The sequence below is a fragment of the Pseudoalteromonas sp. c7(2019) genome (assembly GCF_011378625.1).
Lineage (GTDB): Bacteria > Pseudomonadota > Gammaproteobacteria > Enterobacterales > Alteromonadaceae > Pseudoalteromonas > Pseudoalteromonas arctica.
Window position 1 is genome coordinate 93,162 of the sequence record NZ_WTKS01000003.1, and the last position, 26,044, is coordinate 119,205.

The 26,044-nt window shown below is 37.5% G+C and carries 23 protein-coding genes and 1 riboswitch; of the genes, 6 read left to right on the forward strand and 17 right to left on the reverse strand.

What is annotated here, in order from left to right; all coding sequences use genetic code 11:
- Window positions 1-17 precede the first annotated feature (17 nt).
- On the forward strand, window positions 18-554 hold the full coding sequence (gene msrA, locus GQR38_RS04090; RefSeq protein WP_165721049.1) for a peptide-methionine (S)-S-oxide reductase MsrA: 537 nt from the start codon (window positions 18-20) through the stop codon (window positions 552-554).
- Window positions 555-670: 116 nt separating this feature from the next.
- Here the strand turns inward: msrA and GQR38_RS04095 are convergent, their stop codons facing one another.
- The 3 genes from GQR38_RS04095 to GQR38_RS04105 all read right to left on the reverse strand — a co-directional run bounded on the left by GQR38_RS04095 (window position 671) and on the right by GQR38_RS04105 (window position 4,251).
- Window positions 671-2,497, reverse strand: coding sequence for a TonB-dependent receptor (locus GQR38_RS04095; protein ID WP_165721050.1), 1,827 nt, complete (start codon window positions 2,495-2,497; stop codon window positions 671-673).
- Between the two features lie 36 nt (window positions 2,498-2,533).
- A riboswitch (cobalamin riboswitch) is annotated at window positions 2,534-2,718 on the reverse strand.
- Between the two features lie 63 nt (window positions 2,719-2,781).
- Complete coding sequence (locus GQR38_RS04100; protein WP_024609008.1) at window positions 2,782-3,567, reverse strand: hypothetical protein; 786 nt, start codon at window positions 3,565-3,567, stop codon at window positions 2,782-2,784.
- A gap of 201 nt (window positions 3,568-3,768) precedes the next feature.
- Window positions 3,769-4,251, reverse strand: coding sequence for a YajQ family cyclic di-GMP-binding protein (locus GQR38_RS04105; RefSeq protein ID WP_007377833.1), 483 nt, complete (start codon window positions 4,249-4,251; stop codon window positions 3,769-3,771).
- Window positions 4,252-4,403: 152 nt separating this feature from the next.
- On the opposite strand from GQR38_RS04105, the gene GQR38_RS04110 reads away from it, so the two are divergent.
- Both GQR38_RS04110 and GQR38_RS04115 read left to right on the forward strand, forming a co-directional pair.
- Window positions 4,404-4,757, forward strand: a complete 354-nt coding sequence (locus GQR38_RS04110) for a VanZ family protein (RefSeq protein WP_007581666.1) — start codon at window positions 4,404-4,406, stop codon at window positions 4,755-4,757.
- Entirely contained in the window at window positions 4,750-5,652 is a 903-nt protein-coding gene (locus tag GQR38_RS04115; protein ID WP_165721051.1) for a 2-dehydropantoate 2-reductase, read from the forward strand. The genes GQR38_RS04110 and GQR38_RS04115 overlap by 8 nt, the downstream gene beginning before the upstream one ends.
- A gap of 40 nt (window positions 5,653-5,692) precedes the next feature.
- Here the strand turns inward: GQR38_RS04115 and thiI are convergent, their stop codons facing one another.
- On the reverse strand, window positions 5,693-7,150 hold the full coding sequence (thiI, locus tag GQR38_RS04120; protein WP_101164302.1) for a tRNA uracil 4-sulfurtransferase ThiI: 1,458 nt from the start codon (window positions 7,148-7,150) through the stop codon (window positions 5,693-5,695).
- Window positions 7,151-7,474: 324 nt separating this feature from the next.
- A complete protein-coding gene (locus GQR38_RS04125) occupies window positions 7,475-8,167 on the reverse strand; it encodes a TetR/AcrR family transcriptional regulator (RefSeq protein ID WP_024592300.1) in 693 nt (230 codons plus the stop codon).
- 198 nt (window positions 8,168-8,365) lie between these two features.
- Here GQR38_RS04125 and coaD point away from each other — a divergent pair, with 198 nt between their 5' ends.
- A complete protein-coding gene (gene coaD / locus GQR38_RS04130) occupies window positions 8,366-8,857 on the forward strand; it encodes a pantetheine-phosphate adenylyltransferase (RefSeq protein WP_024592299.1) in 492 nt (163 codons plus the stop codon).
- Window positions 8,858-8,889: 32 nt separating this feature from the next.
- On the opposite strand, the gene GQR38_RS04135 is transcribed toward coaD, so the two are convergent.
- The 9 genes from GQR38_RS04135 to argC form a co-directional block, all read right to left on the reverse strand.
- On the reverse strand, window positions 8,890-9,405 hold the full coding sequence (locus tag GQR38_RS04135; RefSeq protein WP_024590027.1) for a hypothetical protein: 516 nt from the start codon (window positions 9,403-9,405) through the stop codon (window positions 8,890-8,892).
- A gap of 1 nt (window position 9,406) precedes the next feature.
- Window positions 9,407-9,934, reverse strand: coding sequence for a hypothetical protein (locus GQR38_RS04140; protein ID WP_101164304.1), 528 nt, complete (start codon window positions 9,932-9,934; stop codon window positions 9,407-9,409).
- Entirely contained in the window at window positions 9,927-10,445 is a 519-nt protein-coding gene (locus GQR38_RS04145) for a hypothetical protein (protein WP_101164305.1), read from the reverse strand. Before GQR38_RS04145 ends, GQR38_RS04140 begins: the two co-directional genes overlap by 8 nt.
- Window positions 10,446-12,002: 1,557 nt before the next feature.
- Window positions 12,003-12,197: a hypothetical protein gene (locus tag GQR38_RS04150; protein WP_101164309.1), complete on the reverse strand. Its 195-nt coding sequence runs from the start codon at window positions 12,195-12,197 to the stop codon at window positions 12,003-12,005.
- A gap of 265 nt (window positions 12,198-12,462) precedes the next feature.
- Window positions 12,463-14,328, reverse strand: a complete 1,866-nt coding sequence (argH, locus tag GQR38_RS04155) for an argininosuccinate lyase (RefSeq protein ID WP_007581654.1) — start codon at window positions 14,326-14,328, stop codon at window positions 12,463-12,465.
- Between the two features lie 49 nt (window positions 14,329-14,377).
- Window positions 14,378-15,580 (reverse strand): argininosuccinate synthase, encoded by a 1,203-nt coding sequence (locus GQR38_RS04160; protein WP_165721052.1) that lies wholly within the window; start codon window positions 15,578-15,580, stop codon window positions 14,378-14,380.
- The gene (locus GQR38_RS04165) at window positions 15,577-16,509 is read right to left on the reverse strand and encodes an ornithine carbamoyltransferase (RefSeq protein ID WP_165721053.1); all 933 of its coding nucleotides are present in this window, start codon (window positions 16,507-16,509) and stop codon (window positions 15,577-15,579) included. The genes GQR38_RS04160 and GQR38_RS04165 overlap by 4 nt, the downstream gene beginning before the upstream one ends.
- A gap of 7 nt (window positions 16,510-16,516) precedes the next feature.
- The gene (argB, locus tag GQR38_RS04170; RefSeq protein ID WP_165721054.1) at window positions 16,517-17,284 is read right to left on the reverse strand and encodes an acetylglutamate kinase; all 768 of its coding nucleotides are present in this window, start codon (window positions 17,282-17,284) and stop codon (window positions 16,517-16,519) included.
- On the reverse strand, window positions 17,285-18,295 hold the full coding sequence (gene argC / locus GQR38_RS04175; protein ID WP_165721055.1) for an N-acetyl-gamma-glutamyl-phosphate reductase: 1,011 nt from the start codon (window positions 18,293-18,295) through the stop codon (window positions 17,285-17,287).
- A gap of 224 nt (window positions 18,296-18,519) precedes the next feature.
- On the opposite strand from argC, the gene argE reads away from it, so the two are divergent.
- A complete protein-coding gene (gene argE, locus GQR38_RS04180; protein ID WP_165721056.1) occupies window positions 18,520-19,680 on the forward strand; it encodes an acetylornithine deacetylase in 1,161 nt (386 codons plus the stop codon).
- Window positions 19,681-19,745: 65 nt separating this feature from the next.
- Here argE and GQR38_RS04185 read toward each other — a convergent pair whose 3' ends face one another.
- Window positions 19,746-20,678 (reverse strand): hypothetical protein, encoded by a 933-nt coding sequence (locus tag GQR38_RS04185; protein WP_165721057.1) that lies wholly within the window; start codon window positions 20,676-20,678, stop codon window positions 19,746-19,748.
- Between the two features lie 75 nt (window positions 20,679-20,753).
- Window positions 20,754-22,139 carry a DNA repair protein RadA gene (radA, locus tag GQR38_RS04190; protein WP_024590039.1) on the reverse strand — a complete coding sequence of 462 codons (1,386 nt, stop codon included), beginning with the start codon at window positions 22,137-22,139 and terminating at the stop codon, window positions 20,754-20,756.
- 362 nt (window positions 22,140-22,501) lie between these two features.
- On the opposite strand from radA, the gene GQR38_RS04195 reads away from it, so the two are divergent.
- Window positions 22,502-24,979: a PilZ domain-containing protein gene (locus GQR38_RS04195; RefSeq protein WP_024608996.1), complete on the forward strand. Its 2,478-nt coding sequence runs from the start codon at window positions 22,502-22,504 to the stop codon at window positions 24,977-24,979.
- A 20-nt stretch (window positions 24,980-24,999) separates the two neighbouring features.
- On the opposite strand, the gene serB is transcribed toward GQR38_RS04195, so the two are convergent.
- Window positions 25,000-26,028: a phosphoserine phosphatase SerB gene (gene serB, locus GQR38_RS04200; RefSeq protein ID WP_165721058.1), complete on the reverse strand. Its 1,029-nt coding sequence runs from the start codon at window positions 26,026-26,028 to the stop codon at window positions 25,000-25,002.
- Window positions 26,029-26,044 lie beyond the last annotated feature (16 nt).

Consider the following 26,044-nt stretch of genomic DNA (forward strand, 5'->3'; position numbering starts at 1 on the left):
ACATTTTAGGAATACTTATGAGCTCAACAACGCAAGTAGCAACATTTGGTGGCGGCTGTTTTTGGTGTATAGATGCAGCATTTAGACGTGTAAATGGCGTATTAGATGTGAGTTCTGGCTATACCGGTGGCGAAACCGACACCCCAACCTATAATTCTGTATGCTCTGGCACAACTGGGCACGCTGAGGTTGTTAAAATTGAATTTGATACTACTGTAGTTAGCTTTGAAACACTTTTAGCAATGTTTTTCACTTTGCATGATGCTACACAATTGAATCGCCAAGGTAACGATATAGGCACACAGTACAGAAGCGTTGTTTACTATCACGATGAAGCTCAACTAAAGCAAACCAATGAAATGATAGCTCAACTGCAAAGCCATGTGAGTGAGCCCATTGTGACAGAAGTCAGCCCTGCCACTACGTATTATCCAGCAGAGCATTATCATCAAGATTACTATAACGAAAACCCACAGCAGGGTTACTGTAGTATTTTAATAGCACCTAAATTACATAAGTTTGAAACCGTATTTAAGGAGTTCTTAGCTGACTAGCTAATTTGAGTAGTTAAATTGATTAGTTAAATTGATTAGTTAAATTGATTAGTTAAACTTAGCTACACATTAAAAAGCCCGACATAAGTCGGGCTTTTTAATATTAATAAATACCGTTAAAACTGGTAGCTTGCGCCTGCAAAAAAGCGACGCTCTGGAGTGTTGTAGTAATACACTTGACCCGTTGTAAAATCAGTATTTGAATCAACAGCGTTATACTCTTTATCAAATAAGTTTTCTACACGAAGCGAAACTTCAATATGTTCATTTACTTGATAATTACCCGCTAAGTTCCAAAGCGTGTATGACCCTAAACGCGTCACAGCACCTTGTCGGTCACTACGATATTGCATGTCTAAGCTTGCATCAAAAGCACCAAACTGTTTTGCTAGTTCCCAGTTAAAAGTACGTTTAGCAACATTACGTAACTCTGCGCCCGTTTCTTCGTCTTCTGCACTCAAATAAGCAAAGTTAAGGTTGCTATCAAAACCAAAAAACTGCTGAGATAAGCTAAATTCAACCCCTTCATAACGTGCTTCATCAATATTAGCTAATGCAAAGTTTGCATCGTAATCAATTTTATCTTCTATATCGTTTCTAAAAATTGCAACATCAACTTGCGCAATATCAAAGTCCACACTCAAACCTAACTCACGGTTTACTGATTTTTCAGGCTGTAAATCAGGGTTACCATAAAGTGGGAAATATAAATCGTTAAATGTAGGGGCTTTAAAGCCAGTACTTTGGCTTATACGAAATGTTGCATTTTCAGATAAATGATAACCCGCAGCGGCTGTATACGTTGTTTCGTCGCCAAATTGCTCGTCGTCATCTTGGCGAACAGTTAAATTAGCTAATACTTTATCTGCATCGTAGTAAGCACCTACAAACACAGCAAGTACATCTCGGCTGTCTTCAACAAATAGTTGCGAACTATGAGATACATCATCGTTGTACCAATTGATACCACCACTAATGTTAAGCTCATCAGATAATAGGTATTGGCCGTTATAATCAATTTGTGTGCGTTTAGTTATAAAAGTACTTGTTGTTGGTCCAACTGAAAAATCAACATATGTATTGTCTGAATCATCCGTTGCTAGCGCTAAATCAATACTGTGCGTTTGGTTAGTGTAGTTTTTACTCCAACCTGCAGAAAGCTGATAGTTTTTAAAATCATCTCGTTCAATCGTACTGTCGGCTGGGCTAAAGCGGCTGTCGTAATCTGCGAAACCTTCACTGTATTGACCTAATAACTTAAAGTCGCCGTAGTGTGCATCAGTATAATTTACTTTAAAACCAAGATTTTTATTTTCATAGCCATCTTCATCTGGTGCTACGCCTTGCAGTACATCAAAGTTATCTGTTTTTTCAAAGCCTGCATTAAATGCTGTTGTTATATCGCCTGATTTTACAGAGCCTGCCACTTGATAATTTTGGTAAGAATCAGAACCAAACGTAGCACTCACAGATAAGTTATCTGATTCACGCGTTATAATGTTAATTACGCCAGCAAGTGCATCAGAGCCGTAAACAGCCGCGCGAGAACCCTTAATAATTTCAATGCGTTCAATACTATTTAAAGGGACATTATTTAATGCTTTTTGACCAAGTGTTGCTGAGCCTGTACGTACACCGTCAATCAAAATTAGCGTATCGCCAGAGCCAGTACCACGAAGTGACACACCTGTATTTTGGCCAAAACCACCGTTTGGATTAACCTGAAAACCAACTCGCGTGCTTAATAAGGTTGGTAAATCGCGTACGTTGCTTGCGTCTATTTCTGCACGCTCAATAACATTTACACTTGCTAAAACGTCATTGATTGATTGCTCAAATTTATTAGCTGTAACGGTTATTTTTTCAATTGATTGCTCTGCGCCAGACACAGAAAATGAAAGCGCAGCAGAAATAGCAACACCTAAAGTTGTTTTGTTTAACATGATGTCCCCTACCTTTGCCCACCGCAAAGATTTAAGTAAGTAAGATTGCATCAAGGCCGGTCTCCGGACTCAGTAAGCACATCAAAATATGCAATACTTTACCGTTGCGGGGGCAGTGTTGGGCTTGTAGTCATCATGAAAACGCACCAACTTCCCGATTATCCTGCTAAAAAAATCATTACATGAAGTGGCTAGCAAGCACCTTGAAAATATGTCGCTATTGTGAGTATTTTGTTTACAAATGTCAATGGACGTCTATACAGCTAAAAACCTTTAAAATGCAGTTAGGGGCTAGTATAGTTTGAAGAAACTCCATATTTATCAAGTAGCTTCTGAAGTTGTATTTGTGCAGTAGGTAAGCTTAGTATTTCATCCATTTTATTACTAGTGATCTTATTTGATTTAGAGTTAACTAAAAAGTGCGTTTTATAAACGGCATCTGGTACGTTACTTTTATAGAGTAAATCCATATTAAAAGTATTTTGATTTTTAAAATATTGGTAAGCAATATTATTTAAAACACCTACTTCCGCGCGCTTTAATAGCAGCATTTTAACCACATTGAATTCATCAATGGTTAAACTTACCTGATGTTCCTCACTTAAAAATTCGGCATCGGTATTAAATCCAGCAAATTGATACGAGTACCCCAATACCCCAACCTTTGTTAATGACGTAATGTCGTCAAAGTAAGCTTGCTCATTTGTATTTTCTTTAAGCGTATAAAGCTCATTTTTGGTAATGGTATAAAATTCGGTTTTTTTAATATTCTCTTGCGCTGATTGTGGGATCCATTGCAGTGCCATTAAAAATAAAACATCAAAATTATTTTTTTCAACTGACAAAGCAAGCCTTTTTACAGGTAGAGACTCAAGTACGAAGTTAAACTCCTGCTGTGCGCCGTTTAAAATCTTAATAAACTCAGGAGCAAAACCCTGTTTTTTTTGCGCATTAATAATAATGGGAAAGTAGCCATCTTCAACCAGTACATCAATATCAACTGTTTTTGATAAGCTTGGTTTGGTAAATGTAAGCAAAACAAATAACAAAAATAATTGATGACGTTTCATTTTAATACCTTCTAGTGTGAAGTACTTAATTGCATGTGATTAAATATAATAGCTTAAATATCAAAAAGGAGATTAATACATACGGGAGTATCTAGGCAATAAAGAGGGATAATAGTGAGATATTTAAAAAGAGTAAGTAGCTTCAATCTGTCTGTAAGTATAAACAGATTAAAGCATGCTTAATTTAAAACTATTTATTAATTAATCGCGGAAATTTTTAAACTGAAAAGGCTGACCTAGCTCAGCACTGCGCACTACTTGCATAGCCTCTTGAAGATCGTCACGTTTTTTACCCGTTACACGTACTTCTTCGCCTTGGATAGCAGCTTGAACTTTAACTTTAGAGTCTTTAATGGCTTTAACTACTTTTTTAGCCATGTCCTTTTCGATACCTTGCTTTAAGCCAACGTTACGAAATACATTTTTACCTGCACGGGTAATATCTTGAAGCTCTAAGCTTGATACATCCATACCACGCTTAGATATTTTGTTAGCTAAAATATCAAATAATTGCATAACCTGAGAGTCTGCTTCAGCTTTAAGCTTAATTGTTTTGTCATTTAGCTCAATAGATGCATCAACGCCTCTAAAGTCAAAGCGAGTCTCTAGCTCACGATTTGCATTATCAACTGCGTTTTTAGCTTCGTTCATTTCTACTTCAGATACAATATCAAATGAAGGCATTGGTTTGCTCCTAACTATTTAATCTTAATTTTATGTGGCAATTATAACGCTAAAATTATAAATCTTTACATTTTTCTGCATCTTGTTCAGGTGCGATATTAAATTAGTTTGATATACTTGCGCCTCTTTTTTAAGCGATTTTAGGATTTGTCGTGACAAGGCGTGTTTATCAAGCAATTTTTTTAATCAGCATAGTAGCTTTTACCTTTTTATTTGCCAAAGAAATAAAAGGTGGCGTTGTAAATTTATTTCCTCATGTTGATAAAGTCGCCCATTTTGGGATTTTTTTTATACTAGCCATAATAATGGATAAAGCGTTTAAGCTTCCTTTATATGCGCAAATACTTTTATTGGCAGGTTATGGCGCCTCTATAGAAATAATGCAAGACGCACTTCCATATAGGCAAGCATCACTCGGTGATTTTTTTGCTGATTTTGCAGGTGCCGCAAGCTACTTTTTACTTAGAGTAATTTTTACACCTCGAAAAAAGAACCCATATGGCTAATATTTTAATTGTCGGCGATGGTGCTATTGGCTTGTTACTTAGTCATTTTCTAAGTGCGTCGCATAATGTCAGTGTTTTAACTCGCAAAAGCCCAACAAATACCCGCTTTTATAGTCGAGGTAAGGGTGCATCTAAAAAAATTGACGCACAATTTATTGCATTAAATCAGCTAAATAAAGCGGCTGAATTTGATGTTGTTTTATTTACCGTTAAAGCCTTTCAAGTACTTGATGCATTTACGCAAATAAAGCCGTTTTTACCAAATCATTGCTCTGTTGTACTTTCGCATAACGGAATGGGTAATGTTGATGAGGTAAATAGCCAGCTAAGCACTCACCAAGCACTCTACTTTTTAACGACAAGCATAGCGGGCTTTAAATCAAACCAATACATTGTGCAGCACACTGGTGAGGGACAAAGTGTTATTGGTGCTTGTAATGAATTAGCTTTTCAAAATAGCGCGCCAATAGCTGATATTTTTAAAGTAATACCCAGCCTCAAGTTTACTAATAACATTCAGCAGCTTCGTTTTGAAAAACTACTCGTAAATATTGCCATTAACCCATTAAGCGCTTTAAGTAATGTAAAAAATGGTGAGTTACGCGCACCTAAGTACAACGCTATAATTTTTAATGCACTCACTGAAGCATGCAATATAGCAAAGGCTCAAGGGCTTAATATCCCATTAATTAAAGCTCTCAATACCGCTTATAAAATAATGGAGTTAACCGCAAATAATTACTCATCAATGCAGCAAGATATAGCTCACAATAGAGAAACTGAAATATCAGCTATATGTGGCTATATTAGCCAACAAGGTAAACTTCACAGTATTCCAACGCCTTACAACGATGAGTTGTTAGTCAAAATTCAGGCAAAAAAAAGCGTGGTATAAACCACGCTTATATTAATTCTTAACTTTAAGACGACAAACCTTATGGGCGGTAAACTTTTACAGTTTCAAAGCCTTGTTCGTGCAGCATAAGTGCCTGTAGTTGGCTCATTACGCCTCTATCACAATATAAATAGTAGTCAGTGTCTTTTGGTAAATCACCAAACTTAGTCGCCAGACGGAAGAACGGTAAATGAACCACTTCAACACCGTCGATTGCAAGCGGTGCAGCTTCTTCTTCCTCTGGTGAGCGAATATCAACTACCACAGAGCCTACAGGCAAATCAGCAACCGATTCAGCTTCTTTAAGTTCTTGTTTGGCTTCTACGTCAATATCACGCACGTCCATTATACGTGCGTTGTTTACAACGGTATCAAGTACATCAAAGTCGAACTTTTCTTCTTCACCAAGAATAACGTCTATTTTGGCTTTAACCGTTGGCTTTTTAGAAATAACACCACAGTATTCAGGCATTGTTTCTGCCATTTCGGCCGTACCAATTTGACGAGCAATATTAATAATTTCTTGCTTATCGTGTTGAATAAGCGGGCGTAAAATAAGCGTTTCAGTAACACGGTCAATCACGCTTAAATTCGCTAATGTTTGACTAGATACTTGGCCAATACTTTCGCCAGTAACAAGTGCCTGAATGTTTAACTTTTGCGCAACCACACTCCCTGCGCGCATCATCATACGTTTAAGTACAACACCCATTTGGCTGTTTTCAACGTTTTCTAAAATTTCAGCAACAACAGGTTCAAAATCAACCGTTACAAATTTAACTTTATGTGTAGAGCTATATTTTTTCCATAAGTAGTAGCTTGCTTGCTTAACGCCAATTTCGTGCGCTGCGCCACCTAGATTAAAGAATAAAAAGTGCGTGCGTGCGCCTTTTCGAATCATTTGGTAACTTGCTACGCCAGAGTCAAAACCACCAGACATCAGCGAAAGCACATCTTCTTGAGTTGGCAGAGGAAAACCAGCCATACCAAAATGTGTATGAGAAACAATGTAAGCTTTATCGTCTTTTACTTCTAGGCGTATTGTTACTTCTGGGCGGCTAAGCTTTACGCTTGCGCCTTCAATATGTTGATTTAATCCACCACCAACATAACGCTCTAAATCAGTTGAGGTAAAATCGTGTTGCCCTATGCGCTTAGCACGAACACAAAAGGTTTTACCCACAATAGTATGACCAACTAAAGCGATGGTTTTTTGATAAATATCATCAAGAGTTTCGAATTGTGTTTCGGTTACTTCAATAAATTGAACAATGCCAGGGATGCGTTTAAGGCTATCGATAAAATCAAGGCGAACTTGCGCGTCTTCAAGTTTTGTAACAACTGAAATGTTATCCCAGTTATTTCTTACTTGTACTTTTTCGTCAACACGGCGCAATACAATTTTAATGTTATTTTCTAACACTTTAGTAAAGCGTTTACGGACTGAACGGCTTTTAATGGCTATTTCAGGATGTAGTTTGACGATAAATTTAAGCATAGTTCACTCTTAGACTGCGGGAATTCGCGCTCCCAGGCATTTGGCGCGGGATTATAGCAAAAAATTCAGCGCCTAGGAAACAGCCTATTACTATCGATTAAACTACAGCTAGGGCCTGTTTATCTTTCGAGGTTAAATTTGCAGCAGTGTGTTTGGTATTTAGGCAAGGCAGAGCCTATGTAGTGTGGTTATTCCCCATAAATAGGCGATAACGTAGCATAAATACCAAACAAGCGCTGCCCAAAGGGTTTAGCCTAGGGGCGATTAACTCTTTGTTGCTTGGTTTTTACTTAGCCCACTAGGTTACAAACCTCGCGTCGTGATTTAATCGCCCCTAGATTGAACAAATTTTAATCCTGAAAGGTCAACAGGCCCTAAGGCTTGTTGCGCTAATTCAGTATATTTTTCACGTAGCAGGTTCATTTTATCAATGCTTTTATCGGTACTGTACGCTCTAAATAATGTAAGTACTTTTAAAATACCATGATATATATCTTGCTCAGCAAGCGTACCGCTTGGCCTACGGGCTTTAATATAAGGCGTCCAAAAACTAACCGTTAACTTTAGTGTATGTGCTAAATCAATGACATCCTGCTCATCAATAGCAATCATTTCACTGTCGCGAAGTCCTAAAATAATTTTACGAACTTGCTCTAGTAATTCGAGTTGAAAATCAATATAAGCTTGTTTTAAATCAGCATCTCTAGAGAGAATATCACCGAGATTGTCGTAAAAAAAATGATAGCGCCACATCAGCTCAAATAACGAATCTAGGTAAGCCGTTAAATGATTAAATGCATCATCATCTTTATTTATTGGTTTAAAGTGAGTATTTAAATGATCGCGATACAACGCAAAAATATGACGGATAATGTCTTCTTTATTTTTAAAATGATAATAAAGATTACCCGGGCTCATCCCTAAGTTTGATGCAATATGATTTGTCGTTATTGCACGCTCACCATTTTCGTTAAACAACAAAATACTGGTGTGTATTATTTTATCCTTGGTATTCATATGCTAATACTCAAATTATCTATAGGCTACATTACACTCAAAAGTGGTAAACAGTATAAACAAATATGAATCATTAAAACACTCCCACCATGGACTGACCTGTTTAAAGAAAATAAGTGTTTATATGGTTTTTTAGCTAGGCTGCTTTGTGGCATAAACACTGTTAAACTAGCGCTAAAATAATAAATAGTGAACATTATGAAAGTTATTGCAATTTACCCTGGCACCTTTGATCCACTAACTAATGGGCACACAGACCTTATTCAACGTGCAGCTAAAATGTTTGATACTGTATTAGTTGCGGTTGCTAATAACCCAAGTAAAAAACCCTGCTTTAACCTTGAAGAACGTGTTGAGCTTGCAAACTCTATTTTAAGCCACATAGATAATGTTAAGGTGATTGGTTTTTCTGGTTTATTGGCTGATCTTGCACGCGATCACAATGCTAATGTGCTTATTCGCGGTATTAGAGCTGTATCTGATTTTGACTATGAATTTCAATTAGCTAACATGAACCGCCGCCTGAACCCCGACTTAGAAAGTGTATTTTTAACACCCGCAGAGCGAAATTCATTTATTTCATCAACACTCGTTAAAGAAGTAGCTCGCCACAATGGTGATGTAAGCGAGTTTGTAGACCCGGTAATTGTTAAAGCGCTAAAAACTAAATTGGGCTGTGGTGCCCAATAACACTTCCCGAATTAGCGCATAACTTGTATGCGCTAATTCGGCTTTTGTATAGATGATTTTAATTTTTTAATTAACCAAACAAGTTTTAGCAAATCTTTATTGATAATTAGTATTAGCGCCATAGTGATATCAATAATAGGCATAAGAAAACCATACAGCATCCACAACCACCAAAAATCCCAATTGCCATAAAGAGTATTATCAATGTACATCCCCATAAACAGTGAGGCATTGATAGCAAGCCCTACAATAAGATAATAAAATCCGTACGGTATTTTACGTCCTAAAAAAATACGCCACATAAAAATAACGGCAATTGTTAGTACATCAAATATAAACAACTTTAAATGCGGAGCCGCAGTAGTTATGTCCATAAACAAACTAAATGTATACGAAGCCATCATAATAAAGCAAAGGTGAACTCGGCTTTTATCTTGCTTATTAATAGCCGCTGATAGAGTGAACAAAAAAGAAAAAACAAAAAGCCATGTAATAAATATTCCAAAATATTCGTTAACTGAATTTAATTGCCAAAATAGCTCCTCCATTTTATTCAACCTTTTGATGGGTGTTTTTTATACGATTAAGTAAATACCGTTTTAATGCAACCAAACCTAAAAAGTCTTTATTAATTAGGAGAACTAAAAGCATCGTTAAATCAGAAATTATTTGCCCTATTACATATAAGGCCCAAAACCACCAGTAATCCAAATTTCCTAAAACAATACTGTCGTAGTGCATTCCAAAAAAAACAAATGCGTTAAAGCTAAGTCCAACTAAAAGATAATAAAAGGCTACGGGGAGGTTTTTACTAAAGTATATCAGCCATATAATCAGAAAAAACATAGTTACGATATCAAATATAAAAAGGGTCAAATGGGGTGTGTTGCTCAAGGGATCCATAAAAATACTTGAGGTGTAAGATACCATCATAATGAATGCAAGTTGTGTGCAGCTTTTGTCAGACTTGTTAATGCTTGCAGACAAATTATATAAAAAAGCGAGTACAAAAGACCATGTAGTAAAAATAGTTATATAGTCGTATAAACTAGCCAGCTGCCATAAAAAATCATGCATTGCGTGACCTTTTAAATTTTTCAGTTAAAAATTTAGTAAGCTTAACTAGACCTAAAAAATCTTTGTTAAAGATAAGCGCTAATGGCATTATCAAATCTGTAAAGTACATACCAAATACATAAACGTTCCAAAACCACCAATAATATAGAGTACCTAGAATCTCTATATCGTAATGCATAGCTAAAAATAAAGATGCATTAATACTCAGACCAAATACAAGATAATAAAATGCGTTAGGAATTGGGCTTCGGCTGTAGTACCTAAACGTAAAAATAATAATTAGAGTTACAATATCGAAGTAAAAATAGTTTAAGTGAGACACTATAACCATATCGAACAGTGTACTTAAGGTATACGAAATCATCATAATACCAGAAAGGTACATTGTATTTTTATAGGGACTATTTATGCTTGCTGATAAATTATAAAGAAATGCAATTACAAAGAACCATGTAATAAAAATACCTACATAATCTCTAATCGCTACCAGATCCCACAGTATGTCAGACACTAACTATCCTCTTCAAACTCGCAATCAAACCATTTCTAAATTTCATCAAGTATAAAAAATCTTTGTTTATAAAAAATATAGCTACCATTATGAAATCAGCAGCGTTGACCCCTATTGCGTAAGCATTCCAAAGCCACCAGTAGCTTGTATTATTTGATATATAGATGTCGTAATGCATGAGAAAATGTAGAGTTGAGTTTATAGCTAAACCAGTAATGATATATAGATAGGTAATACCATCATGCCAGAGCCGCCTAAGGGAAATAATAACTAGGAGAGTTAAAATATCGGAAAACAAAAAATCTAGATAAGTTACCGTATCCAGATTTGTAAATATACTAAATGAATATGAAATACTCATAACCAAAGACAAATACACTCTTTCTTTATTAGGCTTATTAATCGAATGAGCAAGGGAGTACAAAAAGGCCATAAGGAATCCCCATTGTACAAATGCACCTATGTACAAAGAAACTGTTGGGCTAATTATGAGTTCACTCATTATTATTAAGATTTTTTTTATTCAAATTAATAATTTTTAAAGGCGACATTTTTATAAGATTTTTATTAAGTATTAGCGAGAGCATCATCAATACATCTATTAAAGTACTCCCAACAGAATAAAAACTCCAATACCACCACTCATCTAAGTGGTAAAGAATATATAGATCGTAATGCATTACTGATGCGAGGAGGCTATTAATGACTAAACCTATCAGAATAAAATTGGCACTTGGGCAACATTTAATAAAGTCAATTTTTATAAAAAAGAGTATCGCTACTATGGTAAGAAAATCATATAAAATCCAATCTAAATAAGGAGCATTCAATATAGTAAAGTATCCACTTAAAAAATATGAACACAACATAATGCTTGATGTAATGAGAAGGGATTTATTTTTAATATTGACACTAGATACTAAGCAGTACAAAAAGGCCATTAAAAAGCCCCATTGTGTAAAAGCATTTATATAATCCAGAAAAGCACCAGTTAAGTACATTTTAAACTAGGTTACTTTATGGGTATCGTTTGACTTGAAGTAGCTGAGGATTTTGTTCTTTAATTTATGAAGACCGAGGAAGTCTCTATCAACAATTAATGCGACTATCATTATTACGTCTATAATATTAACTGAAACTGCGTAAATGTCCCATAATAACCACCGTTCTTTGTTTTGATGTACATATAAATCAAAATACATCAAAAGAAAAAAAGTTAAATTTATTGATAGTCCTACGGTCAAGTATATGAATGAAACGGAGGTTTTTTTCTTACAGGCTAGGCTCACAGAAAGAATTAGAATAGTTAGAACATCATATATTGCCCAATCCAAATATACTGTAGTTTTTATCGACAGCCATGTAAAGAAGTAATCTGATAGTGTATAAGAAACCATCATTACAAACGAACTGAATAATAGGTTTGTATCTCTTTTCACATTTAGGGAGTAAACAAAGACATTGAAAAAAAATGCCATTAAAAACCCCCACATTGTAAATGCAGAAAGCGAAAAAAAGCCAAAAAACTCAGTTAAAAACATTTATAACCTTAATTAATCACTTAGGTTTTATAGGTATCATACCACCACCGCGCTGTAATTCTGCACCAGCTGCAGCAATAGCCTCTTGAGAAAAGCTCACTGTATCAGATTGCAGGGTTTTAGGGCTAGCAGTTTGTTCCATTGCAGGCTTTAATTGTTGTGTTTTGTTGTATGCTTGCATTTGTAATTGGCTATTAGCTGAAACTTGCATGTGATTGATCCTTGTAAAAGTTTTAATTATATTTGGTGCAACTTTTAACCACATTATTATGTAGATAAATGCATCACCTGTTTAAAGTAGTGATAGCTATTTTGCTATCTACCTTATATAAAGCAACCAATGTGCCAACTTTTTTTGACACCTTAAAACTCACTTAAAACATACTTATATAATCAAACCAAACAGCTCCGACCAGTTTACTGCAAACATAAAAAAACGCACAGGGATAACCGTACGTTTTTTGTATCCAGGGAGTTTAAGCTACGTATTTACACGGGATCTCCGCACGTGTACTTAGCTTCAAAATATATTCCATTGCTACTTCGTCACAATTTTCTTTACGAAGGCAAAGTTCACAATCTTTCATTACTTTTTCAGGCAAAGAGTCTTTGCTACAAAAAGTAAAACGTTGTTGTTCAAAAAAATCTGGTACGCGTGTTAATACAATAACTCGGTTAAGTGCCAATTTTTTGGCTTTAGTAAGTAGATGATCTACAAGCTGTCTACCCTGCCCCGACACTTTACTTTTTGGGTCTATACCCAATGAGCGTATTTCAGCAAGGCCGGTATCGTAAATGTATAACGACGCACAGCCCGACACTTTTCCATTTATTTCTGTTACTGCAAACTCGTTAATAGAGTGCACCATATCACTTTTTGCACGAGGCAGATTTTCACCTACCGTTGCCCAATGCTGTATAAGCGTGGCAATTGCTTCTACATCATCTAAATTTGCATCACGTACCGTTATTTGCTGTTTTTTTTTGGCTTCTTTAACAGCATTCGTTACTTGTTCAATAGACGTCCCACCAAGGGCTTTACGTGCTTTTATACACGCATCAATTTCAAGTACTGGGTAAACATCGTCTTCAAATACAGTGTTTACTGATTTGTACTGCTCAAGCGATAGCTCTTCAAGCGTTTTACCTTCGCTAATCGCAAGCTGTACAAGTACACCTACAATGTGATGCCCTTCCCTAAATGGCACACCTTTAGCAACTAAGTAATCAGCAAGTTCGGTGGCGTTTGCATGCCCTCCTTTTGCTGCAGCAAGTGTCTTATCACCGTTTACTTTAACGCCTTTAATACATGCTTGCGCCATATGAATACATGCAAGCCATGTTGGCATAGCGTCGAACAGGCCTTCTTTGTCTTCTTGCATATCTTTATTGTATGCAAGTGGCAGCGCTTTTAACGTCATCATCATAGCGCTAAATGCACCAAACACACGTCCGGTTTTACCGCGAATAAGCTCGAGTGCATCAGGGTTTTTTTTCTGAGGCATGAGCGATGAGCCTGATGTTACGTTATCAGCAAGCTCTATAAATCCGGCTTCACCCGAATTATAAAAAATCAAATCCTCTGACATACGAGATAAGTGAATCATCGAAATAGACGCACAACTTAAAAGATCTAACACAAAATCACGATCAGATACGCCATCAAGGCTATTTTTTGTAGCCGCTGTAAAACCTAATCCGTGTGCTAATGCTTGGCGATCAATCGGATAAGCTGTACCTGCTAATGCACCACTGCCTAATGGGCAAAAATTCATGCGCGCTTTAGCATCTTGCAGGCGGCTTTCATCACGCTCTAGCATCTCTACATACGCCATACACCAGTGGCTAAACAATACTGGTTGTGCGCGCTGTAAGTGCGTGTAACCTGGTAATATTGTGCCAAGCTCTCGCTCTGCAAGCGCTACAAACTCGCCTTTAAGCTGTGCAATAGCATCTAGTAAATGGTCAGCCGTATCACGGCACCATAATCTAAAGTCGGTGGCAACTTGGTCATTACGGCTTCGGCCTGTATGTAATTTTTTAGCTAAATCACCTACTTTTTCAATTAGAGCTGCTTCAACATGTGAATGAATATCCTCTGCACCTGAAGTAGCTACCGCTTGTGGATCTGCTTTAACTTCTTCAAGCAGCTCATTTAATGCAGCCACTAATCTTGTGTGCTCGTCACTTGAAAGTACACTTACCTGTTCAAGTGCACCAGCCCATGCCACAGAGCCAATAATATCTTGCTCTGCTAACTGGTAGTCAAAGGGAAGAGAGTCGTTAAATTGCTTAAACGCCTCATCTGGACCCGTAGAAAAACGTCCGCCCCATAATGCCATGAAATCTCTCCAAACCCTGTAGTGCCCCTTTTATAAGGGGCGTAATAAATTACTTTTTAGCGAGTGCTGAAATTCTGCTTGAAAGCGAGAATAAACGAATAAAGCCTTCAGCGTGTGATTGGTCGTACACATCATCTTCGCCAAATGTAGCAAATGCTTCGCTGTATAAGCTATTTGGTGACTGCTTTTGAACTGCAGTTACTTGGCCTTTGTATAGCTTAAGTACCACTTCACCTGTTGCCACTTTAGAAAGTGCTTCAGCACCGGCTAAAATAGAATCTTTAAGAGGCGTAAACCAACGGCCGTCGTATACTAAATGCGAGAACTCGCCACCGAGTACTTCTTTCCACTTACGGCTTGCTTTATCAAGCACTAGCTCGTCAATGGCTTGAAGCGCAGCCATAATGACTGTGCCGCCTGGCGTTTCATAACAACCGCGTGACTTCATGCCAACTAAACGATTTTCTACAATATCAACACGTCCAACACCATGAGGCGATGCAATATCGTTTAATTTAACTAAACAATCGTAAGGTTTAAGTTCTATGCCATTTACAGCAACCACTTCGCCTTCAACAACTTTTAATGTTACTAGTTCTGATTTATCTGGAGCTTGCTCTGGAGAATTAGTCCAAGTCCATACTTGTTCAGTTGGTTGACACCATGGGTCTTCAAGCTCACCACCTTCATGCGAAATATGCCAAGCGTTAGCATCACGGCTATAAATTTTTGTAGCAGATGCTGAACACGGAATGTCACGCTCTGCTAAGTAATCAAGTAATGATTCACGGCTCGATAAGTCCCACTCACGCCATGGCGCAATTACTTTTAAATCAGGGGCTAGTGCTGCAAAACATGATTCAAAACGAACTTGGTCATTACCTTTACCAGTACAACCATGAGAAAGTGCATCAGCACCTACTTTACGTGCAATTTCAACTTGTGCTTTAGCAATAATTGGGCGCGCCATAGAAGTACCTAATAAATAAGTACCTTCGTAAATTGAGCCCGTTTTAAGCGTTGGGTAAATGTAATCACTTACCATTTCATCTTTTAAGTCAACTACGTAACATTCAGATGCACCAGAGGCAATTGCTTTAGCTTCTACGCCTTCAAGTTCTTCAGCGCCTTGACCTACATCGGCAACAAACGCGATTACTTCACAGCCGTAGTTTTCTTTTAACCATGGCACGATAGCCGACGTATCAAGACCACCAGAATAGGCTAAAACGACTTTTTTAATTGAACTCATAGGTGTTCCTTAACAAAATTTGGATTTAGTAATGTAACTAGCAGAGCATTTTGCGCATGCATGCGATTCTCTGCTTGTTGAATGATTTTTGATGCTGGACCATCCATTACCTCAGAGGTAATTTCAAATTCACGGTGTGCCGGTTGGCAATGTAATACCGTAGTCGCACCTGTTTGATCTAGCAATGCCTGGTTTAATTGATAAGGCATGTATTTTTCTTTTACTTGCTCAAGCGGCGTTGTATCACCCATTGATACCCATGTATCTGCATATACAACGTTTGCACCAACTGCAGCTTCAACTCTATCGCTCACCATGACTGATGCGCCATTCATTGCTGCAATTTGCTCTGCTTTTTTAAGTATTTGTGAATCTGGCGAACACCCTTTTGGTGTTACAGCAACAAAGTCAGTACCAAGCGTTGCCGCTAAAAGCATTAATGAATGAGTTACATTGTTTCCCTCACCTAAGTAAGCTACTTTAAGCTGACTCACATCGCCATGTACTTCTTGAAGTGTTAAAAAATCAGCAAGCGCTTGGCAAGGGTGGTACAAGTCACACAAGCTATTTACCACAGGTACCGATGAATATTCACCTAACGTGGTTAATGTGCTGTGCTGATTTACACGCGCCACAATACCGTCGGCCCAAGTAGAAATATTAAGTGCAAAATCTTTAATTGATTCACGTGCACCCATAGCGCCATTTTGCTGATCTAAATAAACAGCATGACCACCAAGGCGATTAATACCTATATCAAACGATAAACGTGTACGTAAGCTTTGCTTTTCAAACAATGTTACGATTGATTTACCCGATAATACTTGGCTGTATTTTTCTGGCTTTGCTTTTATATCTTGCGCTAACTTTAATAAATTAAGTGCGCCTTCTTTGTCTAACTCTAAACCCGTTAAAAAATTCTCAAACATAATAAACCTATGGTGTAATCTTTGTTCCGACATGCTTGCCTTGCAGCAGAGCAGTTAAATTTTCTGGCTTTTGCCAGCTGGAAATATACACACCGCGTCGTAAATGTTGGGCAGCGTGAAGGCTGGTCTTAACTTTGACCTCCATCCCGCCCACAATTACTCCATCTGTAATTAAAGTATCAATGTGTTTTGTGTCAAGTTGATGTAACGGTTGTTTATTTGCGTCAAGTACCGCTTCTACATCCGTCATAAAAATTAGTTCTGCATTTAAATTACTGGCAATAGCCGCTGCAGCTTCATCTGCATTTACGTTGTACCACAAGCCTTGTTCATCAAAGCCGATAGAGCTAACAATAGGTAAACGAGAAATTCTAAGTAAATCATTGATGATAGAATCGTCGTTACTTGTGCATTTACCCACTAAGCAAAGCGCTTTTAATTTTTGGGTTGCAGTCACACCCGCCTCAAAAAGACTTAAGCCGACAGGCTTATGCCCTGCGCTTATAGCTTGAGTCATTAATTGTTTATTAGCGCAACCTGCAAGCGCACCCACTATATAAGGCATTTGCTCTGCTGGACTAATACGTAAACCTTGGTGTTTAGCACTAGCAAAACCCGCTTGCTTTAGCCATGTATCTACTAAAGAACCACCGCCATGAACAATGACAAACTCATCATTTTTTTGCTCGCTTAGCACGTCAAATAACGCTTTTGCTGCATTTTCTGTATTAAGTACTGCACCACCGAGTTTAATAACCCACGTTTTTTTACTCATTTAAAACGCTCCTTTTAAGCCCGTAGTGTGATCTAAATTCATAGAAATATTAATACACTGCAAAGCTTGTCCAGCAGCGCCTTTTAATAAGTTATCAATGGCAGACATTACAATTAACTGCGTGCCTTGTTGCTGCCAGCCAATATCAACAAATGGTTGCTTAGCAACACCTTTAATTGAAGGTATTTTATCGCCTAACAAACGAATTAATGGTTCATTAGCAAGCACTTGATAAGCAGATGAAACGTTTTCCTTGGTAACGCCAGGCTTAAGTTGTACATAAATAGTTTCTAAAATACCGCGCGCAAAGCTACCTAGATGCGGTGTAAATAATACTTTGTGGCCAAGGTGTTGTTCAATTTCAGGACCGTGGCGATGGTTAAACAAACCATAAGGTGCAAGCGATACCTCACAAAAATGTGTTCCTACACTCGCTTTACGCCCGGCACCCGTAACACCCGAAACGGCATTAATAATAATACTTTCGCTGCTCAATAAGCCTGCTTGTTTAAGCGGTTTAAGTGCATTGAGCGCCGCTGTTGGGTAACAGCCTGCAACAGCAATTAGCTTTGCGTTAGCGATAGCATCATGGTTCCACTCTGCTAAACCGTAAGCCGCTTCATTTAAAAGCTCTGGGTGTTGATGCTCAAAACCATAATAAGTAACGTAATCATCATTATTTGCTAGGCGATAGCCACCAGATAAATCAAATACTTTTTTACCCATAGCTAAAAATTGAGGCGCTAAATCAACACTTACTTTGTGATCGGTACATAAGCATGCATAATCAGCATCACTTTGAATGTCATCAAAAGCTGATGCACTAAGAGGAAGTAAAGGACAATCTAGTAAGCCAAGGTGCTCTGGGTATAAATCACTTAGTAATTTATTTTTATCTAAGCTACCCTCAGATACATAACAGCCTGTTAAGGTAAGGTTTGGATGATTAGCAACTAAGCTTGCTAACTCTGCGCCGCTATAACCGCTTGCGCCAATAATAACTACATTCATTGATTACTCGTTATTTTAAAATTTACTGCTAAATATATATGTTGTTCGCTTAAACTAGCTAAGACGCTAAATTAAGACTTAATTTAATGAATTTGTAGATTATCGTCGCATTATTTTCATAGCTTTACTTTAATATATTTATGCTTAAAAAGTGAATTGATATTCATCATAAATACTTTTATATTGTTATGCAATTAAATTGAATAATAATTTTGGATTTTTTTATGCCTTTGCCTTCGTTTATTTCTATGTATCAACAATTGATTGCAGCCCCTTCTATTAGTGCAATTGAAGACAGCTTGTGTATGAGCAATAAAAACGTAATTGAACTCCTTGCGAGGTGGTGCGAAACACTCGGTTTTACGTGTGAAATTATAGAATTAGAAGGAGGTAAAGGGCGCTATAATTTATTAGCAAAACGCGGAGAAGGTGATGGCGGATTAATGCTAGCTGGTCATACCGACACAGTGCCTTTTGATGACAGCCGCTGGAACCACAATCCGTTTAAACTTACCGAACTCGACAATAAATTGTACGGGCTGGGAAGCATTGATATGAAAGGTTTTTTTGCTTTTGTATTACAAGCAATTAGTGAACTTGATGAAAAGCAGCAAACTCAACCTATTTTAATACTCGCCACTGCCGATGAAGAAACAACTATGGCAGGTGCACAGCAAATATGTAATCACCCTAATTTAAAACCTGCACGCTGTATAATTGGCGAACCTACTGATATGACGCCAGTATTTATGCACAAGGGCCATATGAGTACAGCAATAAGAGTGGTTGGTCGCTCTGGGCATAGCTCAGATCCCGAACGTGGCCTTAACGCCATTGAAGTAATGCATAAAGTGATTACAAAATTGATGATCTTAAAAGAGCAATTAAAGCATAAGTATTCAATAAATCACTTTGAAATTCCTTATCCAACATTAAACTTAGGTAATATTCATGGTGGCGATAACGCGAATAGAATTTGCGGTTGCTGTGAAATGCACATAGATATGCGCCCATTACCTGGTTTAAGTGTACAAGAACTACAAGCATTAGTACTTGATGCAACAAAAGAGATAAATCAGCAATATCCAAATGCGGTGAGCGTTATTGATTTACATGAACCAATCCCGGCATTTAGTGGTAGCACCGACAGTGCTTTAGTTAAAATGGCTGAAAAAATAGCAGGGCAAAAAGCGGTCGCGGTAAATTATTGCACTGAAGCGCCGTTTATCCAGCAACTCGGTTGTGAAACAATCGTAATGGGCCCAGGCTCAATTAACCAAGCGCATCAGCCTGATGAGTTTTTAGCGTTGGAAAAAATAAAACCATCGCAACAAATAATTACCAATATCATAAAAGCAAACTGCTTTAGCAATCAGAGTTACTAACTGCTTATAACAACACAAAATAATAAAGGCGCCAATTGGCGCCTTTATTAATACAAAACTAAGGCCTAATCACCTTTAACTTCTAAGTTAATAAACTTAACTAGCTCTTCAGGTTGCCCTACTAGCATCATAACTTGTTGGTTAATTTCCATCATAGTTTTACCTTCAGGTAGCTTTGCAGACACACTGAATGAATTTAAACCTTTAGCAAAGCTAGTTAAAGCCTCTGCAATATCTTCAGTTACAGGAGCTTGTTGTAACTGCTGCTCTAACATCATTTCCATTTGCTCTAGCGTCATGCCTTGCTTTTCAAGCTCACTTGATAGTAAGTCTTTTAACTTACCTTGGTTATTTAAGGCAAAGCTAACATTGCGCGGCTCTAACTTACTCATTGCTTGCATAACAAGTGTTTGCTGCTGTAACTCTTGCTCATAAGTAAGTGGCTGGTTACCCGCTTCTTGCTGCGCTTTACTAATCGCCAATGAAGCATCCATTAATGCTTTTGAATTAGCCAAGCCCATATCCATATTAAAACTAACAATGTCTTTTGCATCAAGCTTAACTACTACATCACTATTGCCAGACTCTTCATCGTAATCAAGTGATGAATGTAAGTCGTAACTTGCCGACGCGAGCATTTCGTTTGTATCAGCAGGTAATTTTGAAACAAAGTCTTTATCAAACTGAAAGCTTTTTACATCAAATGATGTATGCGGTGATATTTTATCTGGCTCGTAACCTGTTATTTCAATGCTTTGAATATTAGCAACATTGTCGCCCTCTGGGCTTATTACTTCCATGTTTGTTATTTCTATGCTTTTTGAAATAACACTTGCCGATAAACCAGCGTATTTAAATGTAGCGCCAGTTTGCTCGCTTACTAAAGCAAGTTGCTTATCTACTTCTGCACGCACTTCTTGTGTAGCTACATAATTTGCATAGCTCACGCCACCAACGCCCGCAGCTACAATCGCTGCAACTATTACTAACTTTTTCATGTTATTTCCTTATTCTATTCTTTGTGTAAACCGAGTTTTATTAAGAGTAACATTACACATTAACACCCGTAAGTATTAATTAATTAAACTAAGCAACTCATGTACTGTTTTAACTGGGGTAATTTTAGCGCCCAGCCCTTCCATCGACTTATGGTAATTACGAAATGGAATATATATTTCTGTAAAACCATGTTGTGCCGCTTCTTTAACACGTGGTACTCCACTGTCAATTGGGCGTACATCGCCATTTAAGCTAAGCTCACCCATAATACACGTGGTACGAGGCACAACAAATTCGTTTAAGCTGCTAAGTAACGCGGTAACCAATGCTAAATCAATACAAGTTTCTGTTTCATCAATTCTTAGGCCACCCACAATATTAAAAAACGTATCGTGGAATATTTTGGTTTTAGTGTGTTTTCGTAATATGCCAGTCAGCATTTTTATGCGGTTCATGTTTAAACCAACGCACACACGCTGCGGAAATTCCGCCTCGGTTTCGGTCGTTAAACACTGAATTTCAAGTAGTAGATTTCGATTCCCTTTACGGATACAGGTAATTGTAGAGCCTGGCGAGTCGGTTGTAGACCCCGATAAAAATATTTCGCTCGGGTTATCAACGCTTAACATCCCACGTTCGCACATTTTAAAAATGCCAACGGTATCTATATCACCAAAGCGGTTTTTATTTGCCCTAAGGGTTCGAATTTGCCCATCATTGGTGTCTATGTGTAAAAGCGCATCGACAATATGTACAAGTGTTTGAGGACCTGCTATTTCGTTATTTTTATTTACATGAGCAATAATGAACATGGTTACATCATTTTGCTTACAGTATTGAGTCAATGCTTGGGCGGCACTTTTTACTTGCGAAGGGGAACCTGGGCTACCATTTGCCGTTTCGGTTACAACCGCTTGAATAGAGTCAATAACAGCAAACTTAATTTTATTTTTCTCGAGCTCTTCAATGATGGTTTCAACACTGGTTTCTGAAAGTAAATAAAGCTCGTCAGGGTTATAGTTTAACTTTAAACGATTTACCCTGTTTTTAAACTGCGATAATGACTCCTCGGCCGTACAGTAAAGTGACGGCATACGTTGTGACATTCTCGCGACTAGGTCAGATAGCAATGTTGTTTTACCAGCACCTGGATCACCCGAAATTATATTAACAGAGCCGGTAGTTACACCACCGCTTAGCACACGATCGAGCTCGCCAATTTCTGTCAGCTGTTTTTCTGCCTCTGACGTAGCAATATCATTAATTTTTTTAGAGCCGCCACCAGCACCGCCAGCATAACCACCTACATTTGCTCGAACTGACGCTTTTTTACTCTGCCCTGCTGAAGGTTTAAATTCTGCTAATGTGTTCCACGCACCGCAGCGGCATTGACCCTGCCAACGTGGGTAGTTCATGCCACATTCTGTACACACAAACTCTATTTTTGCCGCTTTAGTCATTTATAACCTTATCTACGATTCTCTAATTTTAAAAACATTTACTGTTAATAACTTATTTTGCCACTTCAAGCATTTACTTAGCAACAAACTCTTGCCTGCGTAAAAATCTAGCGTCACAATCATTAAATACACATGGTGTTTCTTTTTAGCTATAATTTAGGGCATACTTTTTGCTTTGAAATAGTTTAAAGTAACTTGCCAACAAAATGGCATATAACACATAATAACAAGAGCTAAACAGTAGTAACTAAAATAATTGTACCTATATTAACAACATAGCGCGATTTAACGTTTATTGAACTTCTAATAAATGGACTTAACAGTATACCTACTTTTTCAATTAGACGGTGATGGTTTTATAAATGGCTGATGACATAATGCTCAAACACGAAGACCTCGTGAATGAGTTAAAAACATATTTAGGCAATGCTAAATTTGACCTAATTTTCAAATCAAAAACCGCTGGGTTAACCAAACCTGAGCAATTTTTGATGAAAATGGAAATGTCACGCTTATCTCAGCCAGTGGCACGCTTTGTTGATCTTCGTGGATTAGTGACGGGCCAAGTAAAACCGTATGAGCATAATGGTAAACAGCACTTTATGGATGACACAGCCATTGAAGTGTTTGAAAAAGCACTTAAACAGCATGGTGAATATACCCTAGCCGTTTACGAAGCCGTAATGAATACAGAAAATAACCACCGCGTATTACAAAAACAAGCCGCCGAAAAATCAGAACTACAAGAATCAGAAAGTAACTTAAGCACTGAAGTAATTAAGTTTGCCTCTTACGAGAGCCGCCGTGAAGAACGGATGAATTACTCAATAAAAGTAACTATTGATTACAAAGATAAAAAGAACATTGCTGCTAGCACCTCAGATATATCTTTAAGCGGTTGTAAAGTTAAGCTTGCAACGCGCTACTCTATAAAAAAAGGTGAACTAATAGCAATGCGCTTGGTAGGCCTTGAACAAGACTTTGAACTTGGCCTAAAAAACGGTATTCAATACGAAGTTGTTGCCGTTGAAAATATCTCTCGTGAATACAACCACATTCGCTTAAAACGCACTTATATCGAAAATAACGATGCCTTTAATGACTTTTTAGAAAGCTTTATTCACGGTAATAAACGTCGTTATAAAGTAAATTTAGATAACACGCTCGATGCTGTAGTATCAAAGGGGTATGAGCAATACTACATCCCTCGTGTAACGTCTTTATATGTATTTTTAAGCAAAAAAGATGAACAGTATTACCCAAGCCTTAGCCTTACTACTGAAAATAATATTTTTATCCAGCGCTATTTTACCGATGAAAGAAAAACACCGTGTTTGTACAATATACTCAATCATCAGCGCATTACACAATTACTAACCCAAATTACCGCGGTCAAAGAAGATTACCTCTATACATTTACACATATATCATCGGGTAAAATTTACTATTACTCTGCGACACGAACTGAGCTAAATAATAACCCTAAATTACGTGATCTATTTTTAGGTTTTGGTAGCCAAAAAGAAAGTTGGCAGTGCTTTAAAATACAAATAATGCCAAGTCATCCAGATGATTCTTTTATACCGCTTTCATTACCTAATAGTGCTGGCGCTAATATTGAAAAACTCAACAAGCCGCCTTCCCCTAGAGTTAAAGGCCTTATAAAAGACGTTAAATATATTGTTGTACTTACAAGTATTGGCAATAAAACAGAGCAAGCAGATTATAAACAACTTACTTTTGATAAAGCGTTAGTAAATCAGCTTAAACATTTTGGCCACGCAAAACATAAAACGCCGCCTTATTTAGATATTGTGCCACTTGAATACGTAAATTTACGCTCGCATAAGCGCTACCTTTATAAAACACCGGTTAGCGTCACTATTAATGATGAAGTATTTAACGGTTATACACGTGACTTTTCTGTAATGGGTTTGCAATTAGAGTGCGAGCAACCAGTCACATTTAAAAAAGGTGATATAGTACTTTTAACATTTCCTGAGCTTCAAAAAATAACTAAAAAGCATAAACTTAGCGAACTAAAGTACGAAATAATGGCCATTAGTAAGTCATTCACTACTATTAACCTAAAAGCGAATCGTGTTGCTGATTTACCCCATGCTGGCGTGACTTTTTTCACTCAGCTAATAGAAGGTAATAAAGACAAACTTAAAGTATCTGAAGAAGCCGCTAAAGTAGAAGGCTTATCTACCGCGCTTAGAAATATGGTCACAAAAAGTGTATGCCAATTTCCGCTGTATTTACACAAAGAAGCTGCACACTTTAAAACAGGTGCAATTGGTTATGGCTTATACGCCAGTCCTATGCATGTTATTTTGCAAAACTTTGGCTTATTAGGTAACAAAACTGACTTTTCGAGTATTCTTACCGAAGAGCAAATTATTAATGTAATAACGCCTAATATTAAAGATCGCAGTCGCCAAGATGCACCGCTTGCTTTTACACTCGCTATTAATTTCGACCCTCGTAAGGGCAAAATTGAAGAGGCTATTGTTAGCCAATGCGCTTTAGGTGAAGACTACTCAAGCTTTTATAAACAAATTAGTAAAGGCATTACATCACAACTTATATTTGTGATGCGTTTGTATATTTCGCGCACAGGTCGCCCCGATACTGACTACCTATCTAATGAGCTTAAATACGTAAGCCAATATGCAATGCATAAAGCAAAAGATTTAGAAGAAGCATTATGGGCTGTTGCAGGCGTGGGGGACGTAGTAGATATAACTGAAGAAGCTCTAAGCCATTTAGAGCTTAAAAAAGAGCAAGTTGAACAAATGGGCCGCCGTAAACTAATTTGGTTAAACCGCTTACGCTAAGCGGTTTAACTTAAACAACTTTAAAGAGCGGGCTCTCTATCTAACGGAATAGCCAACATATACAGCAATTGCAATAATGACCCTTCACAAATAGCCGCTTGTGCTTGCTCAACTACTTTAGGTTTGCCATGCACTGCTACACCTAGGCCAGCTTTAGCCATCATGATTAAATCGTTTGCGCCATCGCCAATAGCAACTGTTTGCGACTTCTCAAGCCCTAGTTTATGTTGTAACGACTCTAGAATAATTGCTTTTTGTTGTGCATCTACAATTGTACCCAGTACTTTACCTGTTAGTTTATCGTCTTTAAATTCGAGTACATTAGCGTGCACTTCATCTAAATTAATAAGCTCTTGAACGCGCTCTGCAAACGGTACAAAACCACCTGATGCAATTGCTAAATACCAGTCATGCTGTTTTAGAATTTGACACAGCACTTTAATACCCGGCATGAGTGGCAATGCACTTTTTAGTTCTTCAATTAAGCTTTTTTCAATACCAGCCAGTTTAGCTACACGCTGATTTAAACTCTCGCTAAAATCAAGTTTACCCGCCATTGCAAGTGCGGTTACAGAGGCAACTTCGTCGTAAACATCCGCAAGCCGTGCTATTTCGTCTATGCACTCAATAGTTATTGCAGTTGAATCCATATCCATAACCAATAAACCAGGCTCATATAAATTAGGCGCAGTAGCAACTTGCACTAATTGACAATCTAGAGTGTTTGAAAACTCTTGTAGTACTAACGGGTTTATAGCTTGATCGGAGTTTTGCGCGTAAAAACACAGTGCTGGAGCTAACCCTAAATCTGGTTGATATTGGCATATAGCAGTGACGGTTTGGTTATGCATAGCTAAAAAACCAATAATGCTAACAATGTGTTTTTCTTCAAAATCACCCGCAAATGCGATGCTAAATAACCCTAATGCTTTGTTTGGTATATAATCAAGAGGTGTAAATACACCACCACTATAGCTAAACCATTTATTTAGAGTTAAGTGTTGTAATGGTTGCTCAGCAGCTTGCTGTGCCATGTTGATTTGCGACATGGGATCTCCGTGTTTA